Genomic DNA, 14,404 nt, shown 5'->3' on the forward strand with positions numbered 1-14,404 from the left:
AAACGGGATGACAACTTCCTCGCAGCCGTCCAACTCGCATCCCTGCGCATCTGGCTAAGAACTTATGAGTCGGTGACCTAGACCAGCAAACAAGATTTGGTTCAGCAAGTGGACACAAGAGGTCGAAACCGTGGCCATGATGACAGCCCTGGAAGCTCATGACAAAGAAAAAGGGCCAAGGCCAGTCTTTCGACGATCCGCATTGATGCGTGTCGACCCATGTCACACAATTCATGAAAAGAAGGACAAGACGGATTGAACTTTGGGGCGCTTTCACTAAGACAGGCACACCTCCCGGAACCATGACAGAGCAGAACGATGCTGAAGCAGACAGGCAGAAAGATTGCGCAAAGGCTCGGCCTGCGCGTGAAAAAACAGGCGCCTCTGCCCGCTAGGAAAAGTCCTGCCAAGCTGGAACGGACCTTGCGCCTGTCGCTGGTAGTTCCGACCTATAATGTCGAAGCCTATATCGACCGCTTTCTAGACAGCGTCTTTACTCAGACATCGCTTTTAAAAAGCTTTGAGGTGATCGTCGTTGACGATGGCTCGACCGATCGCAGCGCCGAGATCGTCAAGGAATGGCAGGCGCGCTATCCCAAGCATCTGCGCTATGTCTATCAGGAAAATGCGGGTGCATCATCTGCGCGGAACACCGGCTTGGCTCTGGCAAAGGGGACATGGGTTGGATTTCCAGATCCTGATGATTTTTTGGATGAGAACTATTTCAGGAAGATGCTGAAGGAAATCGAACGGGAGCATAAGAAGCCACTTCTGGCCGTATGCTCCAACATGATTTTTTATTTTGAAGATCAGGATATTTTTTCGGACTCTCATCCTCTGAAATATAAGTTTGCGTCCAAGACTGTCAGGAAATCGACCAGCAATCTGGGAAACTTCATCCATCTGTCGGGTGCCACGATCTGGTTGCACCGTGAGACTGTGATAAGCCATGGATTGAAGTTTGAGAAAAGGGTGAGGCCTTCTTTTGAAGACGCTCATTTCATGAACAAGCTTTTTGTTCTTTCGCCACAACGCACCGTAAGCTTTGTGCCGAGTGCAAGATATTACTACAGGAAAAGGCTCAACAAGACATCTCAGGTGGATACCGCTAGGGCACAGCGTGCCTGGTTCATAGACAAATATGAACATGGCATCCTTGATCTACTGAAGCATTCCCAGGAAAACCTTGGCACTGTTCCTAGATTCATCCAGAGGACCTGCCTCTATGAAGTCTTCTGGTCCTTCCGCCATCTGGTCAATCATGAAGAGCGTGCCAATTTTCTCGACAGGGAGGATCGGGACAGGTTTTTGCGCCTAATGAGGGAAGTTTTCACCTACATAGATGCTGATGTTATCAAGAGTTTCGAACTTGCTGGATGCACGGAAGAACACAGGGTAGCCCTCTTGTCTCTCTTCAAGGATCAGAGGCGTGACAGCACTGCGATCTATGTGGAAAAGAACGACTCCGCTGCGGGCATCATGCAGTTCTCCTACTTCACCGGAGGTCTTGATGATTTTACAGTTCAGCCTTTGGTCAACGATCGAGAGGTAAAAGCACAATTTCCTAGCAAAAAGTCATCAGAGTTCTTGGGAATCAATTATTTCACACAAAATTTTTTCTGGGTTTCCTTCAATGACGGAGACACGATATCCTTCAGCGTCGAGGATAGTCCTTGCCGTATCCGACGCGGCGGTAGGTCGATCGGTCACGAGGCTGACTGGTTGACGCTTCGCAATGCATTAAGGAAACCTGTCCCTCATAATCACAGTGAAGAAACTTCGCGGCTTCGAAACCATGTCATAGCCAATCAGGAAAAATATCGCGATTGCATGGTCCTAATGGATCGCGATGATCGTGCCGATGACAATGCGGAACATCTGTATCGGCACATGATGCGGACGGGCAGGGACGGGAATGCCTGGTTCGTTCTGGACCGCGATTCAAAGGATTGGATCCGTCTAGAGAAAGAGGGTTTCAGATTGCTGCCCTTTGGTTCCGATGATCATATTGCAGCTCAAATGAATGCCGCAGTGCTGATTTCCTCTCATGCCGATCATTATGTCCTTTGGCCGGTTTCTCGAGGCGACTTCGCAGATCTTGCCAGGTATGAATTCGTGTTCCTCCAGCATGGAATTTCCATGAACGATTTGTCGGCTTGGCTTAACCGCAAGCCCATACGTCTGTTTGTGACCTCGATGCCGTCGGAAGAAGCCCACATTTCTGACAGCGGCAGCCCCTATGTCTTTACAAAACGGGAGGTTCTCTTTAGCGGGCTTCCCCGCCACGACAGCTTGGTTGACAAGTCAAGACATGCTGCGGCGGACACCATTCTGGTCATGCCGACCTGGCGAAAGTATCTGACGGTAGAGGGCGAGGTCACGGGAATGCGCCGGACCAAGCAGGATGATTTCACCGGCAGCCTCTTTGCCCGCAGCTGGTCGGCAGTCCTGGATTCGGATTCGCTGCGACAGCTTGCTGAAAAGCACGGAATGAAGGTGGTTTTCGCTCCGCACCCCAACATGGCCATGTATCTTGAAGATATGAATTTGCCAGCCTGGGTCGAAACGGTCGATGTCCGCAATGGCGTTTCCTATCAGAACTTGCTTTCGCGTGCCCGCGTTGCGGTGACGGATTATTCCTCCGCCCTGATGGAGGTGGCATACCTGCAGCGCCCAGTAGTCTATTTCCAGTTTGATTTCCATGAGTTCTTTGCAGGAGAGCATATCTGCAAACCCGGCTATTTCTCGTTCGAGCGGGATGGTTTCGGGCCTGTTGTCCAGAAGCCGAAAGATGTGATCGCGTGTCTGGAAGACGCGCTGTCTGGCCGTGAAAACCCCGTCTATGCCGAGCGGCGCGACAATGCCTTTCCGTTCCGGGATGGCGGGTGCTGCGAACGGGTTTGTACGGCCATCGAACGCCTCTTTGAACCGCGTCCTGCGCTGTCGCCTCTTTACACAACCCAAGTCGCACCCCTGGCCTTGCTGAAGACCGGCGCGGAACGATCTGTGACGCAGAAGGCGGCCAGATACTTCGGCTGACGGATGGGACGGCTGTCGGCTCGGTTCCACCGCCCGGGCTGTTTCGCGCAACGCCCCGGCCTGCCCCGCCTGCAAGCGGGCCATCACGCTGGGCAGTCTCTCCAGTGTTCCTCTTGCCATGGTCGCGCAAGTCATTCGGCGGATTGCCGCAGGGGCGGTTTCCATGCTTCCCTTGATATGCTACCGCCCGGAAAGAACGAGAGATGGCCTGGTTCGTGGTCGACGGCCATGCCCCCATCAGCAAGCCCTTGCCCCGGCGCAAGCGGCTGTTCGACGTGGCGCTGGCGCTGCTGGGGCCCTTGTTCACCGCTGCGGTCGCGGGAGAGGCGGAAGGCCAGTGCCGGCGGGACGGTGCCGCCAAAAGGCCGATCATCACGGACATAGGTCCAGAGACGGGCCGTCTTCGTGCCGCCCCGGGCCAGCAGCGGGACCGTCGTATCATCGACATGTAACCGCTCTGCGGCCATGACATGGGCTTCGATCAGTGTATACAGCGGCTCCAGCAACTCGGTCACCGCGCCAACCTGGTCGGCGAGCATGGAGAGGCTGAGTTCCACGCCCTCGCGGGCATAGCGTTCGGCCTGGCGGTTCAGCGGTTGGTGCTGTCCGAACTTCTCGAACACGATTATGGCCAGGAGGCTCGGCCCCGCCCATCCCCGCGGAACCGAGTGGAATGGAGCGGTCGGCTGCGAGATCTTCTCGCAATCTCGGCAGGTGAACTTCTCGCGGACGGTCTGCATCACCTTCCACTGCCGCTGCACTACCTCCAGCGTCTCGGTGATATCCTCGCCCACCTTCTTGATCCGGTCCGACCCGCAGCAGGCGCAGGCCGTCGGCGCCTCGACCACCACCCGTTCGCGCAGCAGATGCTCGGGGAACGCCTTGCGGACGGGCTTGCGCCGGTCGAAAGCACGGACCTTCGTCGCCTTTTCTGCAGCCTGCCCCGCGCGAATGGCACCGTGTGAGAAGCGAACGAGAGATCTCGTAGCGTCGTGCCGTTGCCGCAGCCATCCGCGGCGCCGCGTAGCTCTCCTCCACGATTCGAACCTTCTCGGCGTCGGTTCACCGCCGCCGGCCAGTATCCGTGACCGAAAGAACCTCTACTTGGCATATGAAGCTATGATCTGTCATAGCTTCATGCTCTTACAGGCAACCGGGTGGGTCGGTCAGACGGCCCCCGGCGGATGCATACGTAGGTACTGACGATCGCTGCGGTGAGTCTTCAGCAATTTGCTGCCTGCATGGGCGCATCGGCCGGTTTGCGGAACCTTATACAGCCTTGCCCAATCCGATCTTCCCCGCTAGTCCTACTGCGTCTACAGGCTCTGGCGGCGAATGCGAACTGGCTGAAGCATTTGCATGATCCCAAAGCTGTTCGAGCGAGTAGAAGGCATATGAATCCGTATGACATTCTTCCTCAGGAGGCGTTCTGGTCTCCTGCCGTGGCCAAGAAGCACATGCTGGATATCAGCGGCTTGTGGAAGGCTCCCTTCCCGATCCTGCCGAAGACACGGATTGCCACCTATGGTTCCTGCTTTGCGCAGCATTTCAGCAAGGCCCTGGTGGCGCGTGGCTATACCTGGATGAACGCGGAACCTGCCCCTTCGGGCGTCGCAGAGGAAACCGCACGCCACTTCAACTATGGCGTCTTCTCGTCCCGGACCGGCAACATCTATACGACATCGTTGCTGCGGCAATGGGTGGAATGGGCGATGGAAAAATCTGTGCCGCCCGCGATCCATTGGGAAAAGGAAGGCCGGATCCATGACCCCTTCCGGCCCAGCATCGAACCCGGCGGGTTCGGTTCCGTCAATGAGATGATCCGGTCGCGGCAGACCTGCATCGCGGCGTTCCGGGATTCGATCATGCAGTGCAGCCTGCTGGTCTTCACCCTTGGCCTGACGGAAAGCTGGTGGGATGCGGAGGGCGGATTCGAATATCCCATGTGCCCGGGCACCCATGCCGGCACCTTCGATGCGGACCGGCATGTGTTCCGCAACCAGGACTACGGCTTTGTCCGGGAAAACCTCTTGAAGGCAATCTCGCTGATCCGGCAGGGCCGCGAAAAGGGGCCGAGGATCCTTCTGACGGTTTCCCCCGTACCGCTGACGGCCACCAATTCCGGCAATCACGTCCTGGTGGCGACGATGGAATCCAAGTCGATCCTGCGCGCGGTCGCGGGCAACGTGGCTGCAAGCGTCAAGGGCGTCAGCTACTTCCCGTCCTACGAAATCATCAATTCCCCGGTGTTCCGCGGCATGTTCTTTGAACCGAACCTGCGCAGCGTCAACGGCCATGGCGTCGGACATGTGATGAACTGCTTCTTCGCGGGCCTGGACAAGAAGGGGGCTGCCGCGCCCGGAACCGTTCCCGCACAGCGCAAGTCCCGGCGGGGGGATCCCGAACCCGCCTCGGCGGACGACGTGAAATGCGACGAGGAATTGCTGGACGTTTTCGGCAGGCAGAAATGAAGCCCGTCATCATTACGGGTGATTCCCATCTGGGGCCGATCCGGCGCGGCCTGGACCTGCTCCCCGAAGGCCGCAGGAACCGCTTCGTCTTCTGGCCCCTGGGGAAGGGGGCCGCGCTGCGCAGGAAATGCCATGCCTTCGATGCGGCCACGCTGACGCTGCGGACCGCATCAAGGGTTTGGGTTGACCGGGTGTTTTCAAGGGAAACGATCGGCGCCATGGGTTCCGATACGGTTCTTGCCGTCTCGCTGCCCCTGAACACCTCACGGATCTTGCGGGATTATTCATGGGAAACCTATGCCCCCTGGCACCTTGCACAAGCCGAATTTGCGCTGTCTGACCAAATGGTCGAGGCGATGATCGACGGCGACAGCATCCATGCACTGAACATGGTCAGGAATCTTGCGCGGATCTGGCCACGAACCGCCGTGATCGAGGCGCCGCGGTTCTTCGCCAATGCCAGCTATCTGAGCCGGAAAAGGCTGGATGTCATCCGCCATGTGGATGCGGCCTATCGCGACAGGGTTCGCACCATGCTGGCCGAGGCGGGAATAGATGTCATCCCCCAGCCGGCGGCCACGATCACGGACAAGGGGATGACGGCATTGTCCTTCGATCACCACGACCCGCAAGATGATCATCATGCGAACGAAGCCTATGGAAAACTGGTCCTCGAGGAGATAGGGGCCTACGTGGATCGGCTGCACTAAAGGCAGGCCCAGCCTTTCGGCAAAGCGGAAACTTCCGGGGATATGGCTATCTCGCCTGTTCTGCCAAATCAGAGGATAATGAATGGCAATCGTTAGCCACAAGCATCGCGTCGTTTTCTTTCCGATGGCGAAAAACTGCAGCACCTCCGCCAAGCACCTTTTCTATCTTCTGGATGTCGGCATGCCATTCCGTACGGCCAAGAAGAAATACGGGCTTTGGGGGCATGTCCATAAGTATTATCCGACGCAGACCAAGGAAGAATGGCAGCAAATCTTTGATGCCTATGAATCGATCGTGATCGTCCGGGATCCGATAAAACGCTTTCTGTCTGCCTATGGCAACCGCATCGTTCATATGAAGGTCTTGGAAACGGTGGGGGGTGCCTCTGCCAGGATCCTGGCGGCAGGCCATCCGTTGCAGCCTTCGCTAGAAGAATTCGTGCAGAACCTGGAATTCTATTGCAGTGTCTCGTCCTATATGAAGAACCATATCGCGCCTCAGGAAAAAATCGTGGGCGACATCTTTCCCAAGATCAAACGGGTGTATGATACCTCGCAAGTTCCCGAGTTCGAGGCATTCATGTCCGAACGCTGCGGAAGTCAGATCGTCCTGCCACGCGAACAAAGCGGAGGGCCGAAATTCACGGTCTCGGATCTTAGCGAAAGATCGCTCGGGAAGCTGCTGGATTTCTATCGCAAGGATTACAAGATGCTGTCGCGCTTCTACAGCCCGCCCAGCCTCTAATCCAAGCGCCCTTGTGCGCATTTTAACGGACAACAAACGCTCTCATCGAGACGGATCTCATCTTCATACCCCGGAAAGCCTTTCATGCCTTTGTCGCCACGCCTCTATCTTTCAAAAGCGATAAGCACGACTCGCATCATGTGGGATTATTCCCTGGTCGCGATTGCCCATCCCGGTCTGTTGAAGGAAGCGGCAAGGACCATTGTGCATCGCAAGTCCCGCCGCCTGGTCAGCGAACTGCGGGCGGTGGACACGACACGGAACGGACCGGTAAAGGCCGCGCCGGTCGATCCTCGTTCCCTGCTGGACATGCTGGCCGAGGAGACTGGCGTGCTGGTCCTTCGCGACAATCCCGGAAACATCTGGATCGGAATTTCCGATACGGATTTCCTGCGTGCCTTGGTGCGGTTGCAGCTGAGCGTCGCTTCGGGAAAGCTGATGTCCGCCGGGAAGACGGTCAGACTGACAAGCTCGTCCGAACGGCAAGCTGCCCTGCGGGAACCGAATGTCGTTTTCACCTTTCCCGGACCTGGCCTGGAAGAAGCCAGCCTAACGATCGAAAGCTATGCCTTGCGGACCGATGGGGTCTGGATTTCGGGCAATGCCAACAATCGCCTGGCGCGGGCGCTCTATTCCGACATCCTCTTGCAGCCGGGCTTGCATCCCCTGTCCGAGATCCTGCCGGGTCCGCCGCTGGACATTCGTGCCGAGGAACGGCCGGTAGATGTGGTCTATACATGGGTCAACCACAAGGATCCCGACTGGGTCCGTCTTTACCAGGACCACAAGTCGGCAGCAGACGGGCGGGATCCGGCCCATATCGACGATCATGTCAGCGACGACGCAAAGGCGATTTCCCGGTTTCATTCGATCGATGAATTGCGCTTCTCGCTGCGCTCGGTTGCGAAGAACCTGCCCTGGGTCCGCAAGATTCACGTTTTTACCAACTGCGCGGTCCCGGATTGGCTGAAGGAACAGAATCCCAGGATTGCCTGGGTGGATCATTCCCAAGTCATTCCGGAAGAATACCTGCCGACCTTTTCGTCGCATGTGATCGAAAGCTTTCTGCATCGCATCCCTGATCTGGCCGATCAGTTCATCTACCTGAACGACGATGTCTTTATCGCAAAACCCCTTGGCAAGGATTTCTTCTTTGATGCCGGTGGCCTCTCGCGATCGTTCCTGGAAGGCTACGGAATGGTTTCGGGTCCGGTGCGCATCGGTGATCCGGATTACCTCAATGCATCGCGGAACTCTGCCCGGCTTATCCATCAGGCATTCGGCGTGTTTCCCACGCGACTGCACAACCACACGGCATTTGCCCTTCGCCGCGATGTGCTTCAGGAAATCGAGGATCGTTGGTCCCGGGAATTCCATGCCTTCCGTCGGAACCGCTTCCGGATGCCCAGCGACCTGAACATGACGTCGTTTCTTTATCATCACTATGCGATGAATACGGGAAGGGCCACCGATACCAAGATCAAGATGGCCTTGGTAAAGCAGTTGGATGTCCGCTGGAAGAACAGGCTGTCCAATGCGATGAACCAAGATATCGAGACGATCTGCATCAACGAAGGCGGGTCGGGGACGCCAAGCTGGGACTGGCACGACAGCGTTCTGGATTTCCTGAAAACATTCTATCCGATGAAGGCCGATTGGGAACGGTAACGGACCTTGAGCAGACGAATGGCGGTCCGGCGCACATGAGCGGCAAGCCCTCCGGCAATAAACCGGACAAGTTGCGTGAAGGGAACGGCCTGCTTCGCCGTCTTCTTGCCATCCTGCGTCAGGAAGGCGGCATGGGAATGTATGACCGCATCCGCTATCCGAAGCCTTTCTGGCGGCGTCCGGCCCTGCCATCCCCGATTCGAGGGCCGGTCAGGATCCGCGGCGGGGAGGCGGATGAACGGGAACAGGTCGAACGGGCCTTGCGGGATTTCGGGATTGCAATCGCCCCGGATGATGCCCCCGGGGCCGCAGAGGTGATCCATCTCGGCCCCGACTGGCCAGACATCGCGCATGTCACGGACAAGGACATCCTGGCAGGCACCGAACCGCCGGATCTGGACAGGATGACCGCACTTGCCAGGCGATGCCGTGTGGTGTTGACCGCCTGCGCGTCCGGGATTTCCGCACTGGCCGACAGGGGGATTGCGCTGGAAAGGATATTCTTCCTGAAGGATCGGCAACGCCTTCACGAGGGCATGACGCGCTGTCTTCTGGCCTTGCAGCATGGTTCAGCGGCGGCATCGTCCTGGCATCATTTTTCGGACCTGCAGAACCTGCCCGGGCGTCCCCGGATCTGTGTCGGGCTTCCGGAAACAGCCGGGCGCCGGCAAAGCTTTCTGTCCAGGGGGCTGAAGAATTTCATCCTGTTCGATGGGATCAGGCGAAATCCCGGCTGGATCGGAACGGGGGAAAGCTTTCGGATGATGGCACAAGCCTGCCTGGACCAGGGCTTGGACCGCGCCTTGTTCACCGAGGACGATGTCGAGCTTCCGCTCGACTTCGAAGATCGCCTTACCCGCATCCAGGCCTATCTGGACAGTTGTGACTGGGATGTGTTTTCGGGCCTGATCACCGATATCGGCCCGGATTACGCAGTCACACGGGTGGTGCGGCGGAATGGTGAGACATTCGTCCACCTGAACCGCTGTGTGGGCATGGTCTTCGGCCTGTACAGCAGGAATGCGCTCTTGCGCCTTGCCTCGTGGAGTTCAGCCTCTGGCCTGACAATTGACCGCTATCTCGAAAAGACCGGCAGCCTGGAAGTGGTCACCACCCTGCCATTCCTGGCGGGGCATGATGACAGGCTTAGATCGTCGATATGGCGCTTCAGCAACCGGCGCTACAGCCGCATGATCCGGGGCAGCGAGGAAAAGCTGCGGCTGATGGTCCGAGCCCATGAAGACAGGCAGATGAACCCGAAAGCCGTTCCGGGACGAAATATCACGAAAGCTTAACAGGGCTGTTTCCTGGTCCTTACGAACAGGATCTATGCAGAAGGTCAGTCGCATGTTCCTCAGGATGCTGCCATGCCCCGTCCTTCTCCTGAAGAAATCAACGATTTCCTGCGCAATCAGCACGGCGCCAGACCGCGAAAGCCCCCGTCAGGCAGCCGCGCCCGGCGGCGGATAGCGAAAATCCCTGCGCCGTCCTGGCGCGCGGGGGCTTTCTGGCTTTCTGCGGGTCTGCGGTTCTGCCGGCGCGTCCCGCCTAGTCTGTCAAGCCTGACGATCGCCATGCAGCGGCGCAGCTAGGCGGGCCGGATCCCTTCAGGACTCCGCCGCCTCCATGTTGGCACTGTGGTGCGCAATCGCGTCGTCGATGTCGTTGTAGTAGTAAAGCTTGCCATTTTCCAGAACTGCCCCGGACTGGCAGATGCGCTTGAGTGTGCCAAGACTGTGGGACACGACGATCGCCGAAGACGTGCACAGCCTTTGCTTCAAAAGCTCGGTACTTTTCTTGCGGAAGCTGGCATCGCCGACGGCCGTGACCTCGTCGATCAGGTAGGTGTCGAAGGGCACCGCCATGGATGCCCCGAATGCCAGGCGCGAGCGCATCCCGGATGAATAGGTGCGGAATGGCAGATAGTAATGCTGCCCCAGGCCGGCGAAATTCTGGACGAAATCGCTGACCGCATCGGTGTCCAGACCATAGACGCGTGCAAGAAAGCGGACGTTCTGCTCGCCCGACAGTTCCTTGTGAAAGGCGCCGGCAAAACCCACCGGCCACGAGATGCGCCCGGTGGACAGGATCCGTCCCGATGTGGGCAACATGCTGCCGGCCATCATCCGCAGAAGCGAGGATTTGCCTGCTCCGTTCCGACCCAGCAGGGCGACCGCCTCTCCGGTTGGAAAGACGGCCGTGATATTGTCAGCAATGACCTTCTTCCGGCCGTTCAGCCGATAAATCTTGGTCAGATTTTCCAGCTTGATCATGAGTCCTTACCGGCGCCGATCCCGGGATCCATAATAGAACATGGTGCCCAGCAGCCATATCAGCAGCAGAAAGCCCGACACGACCACCAGGAAACGGATGCGGTGGGGGTATTCCGCCATGGTCGCAAGGGTCGGGCGGACATAGGCCGCCAGATATAGAGCCCGCCGCTCGGCCGAGGCACGGGCTGAATCATAGGCCGCCAGGGCTGCCGTATAGGATTCCTCGGCAAACTGGCGATCGACCTGGATGGCTTCGAACTGGCTAACGATTTCGGCAAGGGCCGCCGCCTCGATCTGGTCTGTGCCGACCTTGTTGCGCTGTTCCCGGATCTGTTCGCGGATGGAGTTTACCCGTAATTCGCCTTGGACGATCCGCGGATCTCCTTCGGGGGCATTGACCCGCAGCATGTCCAGTTGCACCAGGGCCTCGGCCAGCTGCTGCTGCAAGGTCGCCACGATCCCGGCCTGCTCCACCGTGGCCGAGTTCGGGTCGATGATCTGGTTCTTGCTGCGGAAGGCGCTGACGGCCTGCCGGGCTTGCTTCAGCCGCTCGATGGCCAGATCCAGATCCTCGCGCGCATATTTCATGGAATCCTGCCGTGCCACGGCATTGATCTCGTCCAGCCGTTTCTGGCTTTCGGCAAGAATGACATCCGCGATCAGCTTGGCATCCGCCGGATCATAGGCAAGGATCCGCAGGTCCAGCATCCCCTCGTCGTAATAGATCTTCACCATCCGGTTCCAGTGACGGACCAGATCCTCGATCTGCGGACTGCCGTCATAGCTGAACATGACATCTTCGGGATGCTTGGACCAGATCGCTGCCAGATCGACTTTCTTGGCGACCTCCTCGACCAGTGACTGGCTCTGGATGAACTTGTAGAGGATGTCCGTATCCGAACCGGAATTCTGGGCCAGCTTGGTCAAGCCGCTCAACGCGTCCAGGGCACTGTCGTTCTGTTCGCTGCGGACAAGAAAGCCGACATAGGAAGCGTACTGATCCGCAGCGCGTCCCCACAGATACCAGGCAGTGCCCAGGGTGGGCAAAGCCACGATCAGCAGGAAGCTGAACAGAACAAGCCAGTGCCGCGGCTTGGGGGTCGCGGCGGGCAGTTCGGGAAAGGCTGCCGGGAATGCCTTCCCATGCCCGGCAGCCCACCGGGGCTGGACGGGCGTAAGTTCGGATTTGTTCAACGCCCTCAGCATCTTGGCCCGACGTAGCTTCCTGGCCTGCAATGCCTTGGCTTGTGCGACCTTTGCCACGGCGGTTGCATCAGGGTCGTCCTGAACCTCGTCTGCTGGCGCTGGCGCGGGTATCATCGAAAGGGACTTCCTGGTGTTTGCCTTTTGCCCGGCCCTGCCTGCCTTCACACCGACCGGGCCCCGATCCGTGGTCTCGGCATCCGACCGGGCATTCCCGCTTTCCGGCCCTGTTCCGGTGTCGAACTGTCCGTCGTTCATCGCGGGGATCTTTCTCTGGTCATGGGCATTGCATCGGCTTATCTGGCAGGTCCAGAGGATAGGTATCTAAAGACAATCGCCACAAGCCTCCAGAGCCAGATTCACCCGCGTCAAGGACAGTCGCATGGCATTTCGCCACCTGAGATCACAGCCTCCTGCCTTTCAGCAGCAGCCTGGAACCGGGGTCAGCTTCCCCATGGCCCGCACCGTCGGGGCGCTGATCATGCGGGAAGTGTCTTCCACCTATGGCAAAAGAGTAGGCGGCTATCTCTGGGTGATCCTGGAACCCATTGCAGGCATCGTCCTGTTGACGCTGATCTTCTCGGTCGCCTTGCGGACACCGCCCATCGGCACCAGCTTTGCCGTTTTCTATGCGACGGGTCTGATGCCGTTCATGTTCTATGGAACCCTGAGCGCCGCGGTCGCTAGTTCAATCTCGTTCTCGAAGCCCTTGCTCAGCTATCCGGCCATCACCGTGACCGATGCGATCATTTCTCGCGCGCTTGTGAACAGCATTACGGGGCTTCTGGTCGGCTATATCCTGTTCTCGATCCTCCTGGGGATCGAGGAAACACGGACAAATCCGCAGATCGGCCAGATCGCCCTGGCCTACGGGATGGCCTTCGTGCTGGCGCTTGGCGTGGGGTCGGTGAACGCCTTCCTGTTCGCGGCCCTTCCCGAATGGCAATCGCTCTGGATTATCGTGAACCGGCCGCTGATGATCGTGTCCTGCGTGCTGTTCATGTATGACGACGTGCCCCATCCCTATGACGACTATCTTTGGTGGAACCCTCTGATCCATGTGGTGGGCCAGATGCGGAAGGGTTTTTACCTGACCTATCCGGGCGACTACATCAGTCCGGTCTATGTGTTTTCCGTGGGCCTGGTTCTCTGGGTGATCGGCACCGCATTGCTGCTGCGCTATCACCGGGAAATCCTGTTCGAATGGTGAACGAGGTGAAGAAGTCCTGGACAGGCAAAGAAAGCCGTTTCCGGTGACCGTGTTGCCGGCAATGTTACAAGATCGCTTTGCACTGAAAAGCTTTACAGCCCCGCCGCCCACAGCCTGAAGCGCCGCGCGCCGGTGATCTCGCGCACCAGCCCCATCCGGCGCATCCGCGACAGCAGCCGTTCCGCCGTGTCGCGGCTGATCCCGGCCAGTTCCTCGACCTGGGCGGTGTGCAGGACCGGATGGGCGGCCAGGGCCGCGATGATGCGGGCGGGGTTCTGGCCCTTGATCGTTGCCGTGGCCTCGCGCGCGGCCCCGGCCCAATCGGCGATGCGGTCCAGCATCCGGCCGGCATCGCCTGCGCCCTGGGTCACGGCGGCCAGGTGGCGCGACAGGCGCCGTTCGGGCGGCCCGCCATCGGCCCAGATCGCCCGGCCGTGGCGGCCCAGGGGCACAAAGACCAGGCCCGGCGTGGCGCGGGCCATGTCGCGGGCGGCCCAGACCGCGCCCTCGATCGCGGCCCCCTCGGGCGACAGATCGGCCAGCCGCCACAGCATCCGCGCCGCAGGCGCGCGGGCCAGGGGATGCAGGGCCGCCAGCCCCTCCATCGCCTCGCCGAAATCCGCGGCCGCCGCGTCGAAGGCGGTGCCGACGGGGCGTTCCGACCAGGCCGGATCCGCCTGGTCCTCGGCCCGGTGAAGCGCCAGGAAATCGCGCAGCCGGGCAGGGTCGGATTGCCCTTCCAGCCGCCGCAGCGCCCAGCGGGCCTGCGCCATGGCCCCCAGGTCGGTCCCGGCGCGGGCGGCCATGGCGTCAAGGCCGATCTCCTCGCGCGACAGGGGGGTGCCCTGGGCGCGCAGCATGTCCTCGATCTCGATCAGGGCCAGGCGGCGGGTGGCGCCCGCGCGGGCCCCCTGATCCATCAGGGCCAGCCGCGCCTCCAGCCGCCCGACCGACAGCGCGGCTCCGGCCAAGTCCACGGCCAGCGCCGACTGCGCCGCCAGCCAGTCGGCAGGCCGGGGCAGGGCGGTTTCGCCCTCATCGAAGTCTTGCCAGGAAAGCCCGGATCCACGCATATCCGCACCCTA

At 59.2% G+C, this 14,404-nt stretch carries 10 protein-coding genes and 1 pseudogene; 7 read left to right on the forward strand and 4 right to left on the reverse strand.

Features of this window, described 5'->3' with window-relative positions; translation table 11 throughout:
• The first annotated feature begins 318 nt into the window (after positions 1 to 318).
• The gene (locus JX613_RS11290; protein WP_207101570.1) at positions 319 to 3,039 is read left to right on the forward strand and encodes a bifunctional glycosyltransferase/CDP-glycerol:glycerophosphate glycerophosphotransferase; all 2,721 of its coding nucleotides are present in this window, start codon (positions 319 to 321) and stop codon (positions 3,037 to 3,039) included.
• Positions 3,040 to 3,347: 308 nt separating this feature from the next.
• Here JX613_RS11290 and tnpC read toward each other — a convergent pair.
• A pseudogene (gene tnpC, locus JX613_RS11295) lies at positions 3,348 to 3,986 on the reverse strand (IS66 family transposase); the annotation flags it as partial.
• Positions 3,987 to 4,481: 495 nt separating this feature from the next.
• On the opposite strand from tnpC, the gene JX613_RS11300 reads away from it, so the two are divergent.
• The 5 genes from JX613_RS11300 to JX613_RS11320 all read left to right on the forward strand — a co-directional run bounded on the left by JX613_RS11300 (position 4,482) and on the right by JX613_RS11320 (position 9,928).
• Positions 4,482 to 5,510: a GSCFA domain-containing protein gene (locus JX613_RS11300; protein ID WP_336512298.1), complete on the forward strand. Its 1,029-nt coding sequence runs from the start codon at positions 4,482 to 4,484 to the stop codon at positions 5,508 to 5,510.
• Complete coding sequence (locus JX613_RS11305) at positions 5,468 to 6,220, forward strand: hypothetical protein (RefSeq protein WP_207101572.1); 753 nt, start codon at positions 5,468 to 5,470, stop codon at positions 6,218 to 6,220. Before JX613_RS11300 ends, JX613_RS11305 begins: the two co-directional genes overlap by 43 nt.
• An 82-nt stretch (positions 6,221 to 6,302) precedes the next feature.
• On the forward strand, positions 6,303 to 6,965 hold the full coding sequence (locus tag JX613_RS11310) for a sulfotransferase family 2 domain-containing protein (protein ID WP_207101573.1): 663 nt from the start codon (positions 6,303 to 6,305) through the stop codon (positions 6,963 to 6,965).
• A 138-nt stretch (positions 6,966 to 7,103) separates the two neighbouring features.
• Positions 7,104 to 8,633, forward strand: a complete 1,530-nt coding sequence (locus tag JX613_RS11315) for a stealth conserved region 3 domain-containing protein (RefSeq protein WP_207101574.1) — start codon at positions 7,104 to 7,106, stop codon at positions 8,631 to 8,633.
• Positions 8,634 to 8,668: 35 nt separating this feature from the next.
• The gene (locus JX613_RS11320; RefSeq protein ID WP_207101575.1) at positions 8,669 to 9,928 is read left to right on the forward strand and encodes a death domain-containing protein; all 1,260 of its coding nucleotides are present in this window, start codon (positions 8,669 to 8,671) and stop codon (positions 9,926 to 9,928) included.
• A gap of 312 nt (positions 9,929 to 10,240) precedes the next feature.
• Here the strand turns inward: JX613_RS11320 and JX613_RS11325 are convergent, their stop codons facing one another.
• Both JX613_RS11325 and JX613_RS11330 read right to left on the reverse strand, forming a co-directional pair.
• Entirely contained in the window at positions 10,241 to 10,906 is a 666-nt protein-coding gene (locus tag JX613_RS11325; RefSeq protein WP_207101576.1) for an ABC transporter ATP-binding protein, read from the reverse strand.
• A gap of 6 nt (positions 10,907 to 10,912) precedes the next feature.
• Positions 10,913 to 12,112 carry a KpsE/RkpR family capsule polysaccharide export protein gene (locus JX613_RS11330; RefSeq protein WP_207101577.1) on the reverse strand — a complete coding sequence of 400 codons (1,200 nt, stop codon included), beginning with the start codon at positions 12,110 to 12,112 and terminating at the stop codon, positions 10,913 to 10,915.
• Between the two features lie 451 nt (positions 12,113 to 12,563).
• On the opposite strand from JX613_RS11330, the gene JX613_RS11335 reads away from it, so the two are divergent.
• Entirely contained in the window at positions 12,564 to 13,319 is a 756-nt protein-coding gene (locus JX613_RS11335) for an ABC transporter permease (RefSeq protein WP_207101578.1), read from the forward strand.
• A 92-nt stretch (positions 13,320 to 13,411) separates the two neighbouring features.
• On the opposite strand, the gene JX613_RS11340 is transcribed toward JX613_RS11335, so the two are convergent.
• A complete protein-coding gene (locus tag JX613_RS11340) occupies positions 13,412 to 14,392 on the reverse strand; it encodes a hypothetical protein (protein ID WP_207101579.1) in 981 nt (326 codons plus the stop codon).
• Positions 14,393 to 14,404 lie beyond the last annotated feature (12 nt).

This window comes from Paracoccus shandongensis, from assembly GCF_017315735.1.
Lineage (GTDB): Bacteria > Pseudomonadota > Alphaproteobacteria > Rhodobacterales > Rhodobacteraceae > Paracoccus > Paracoccus shandongensis.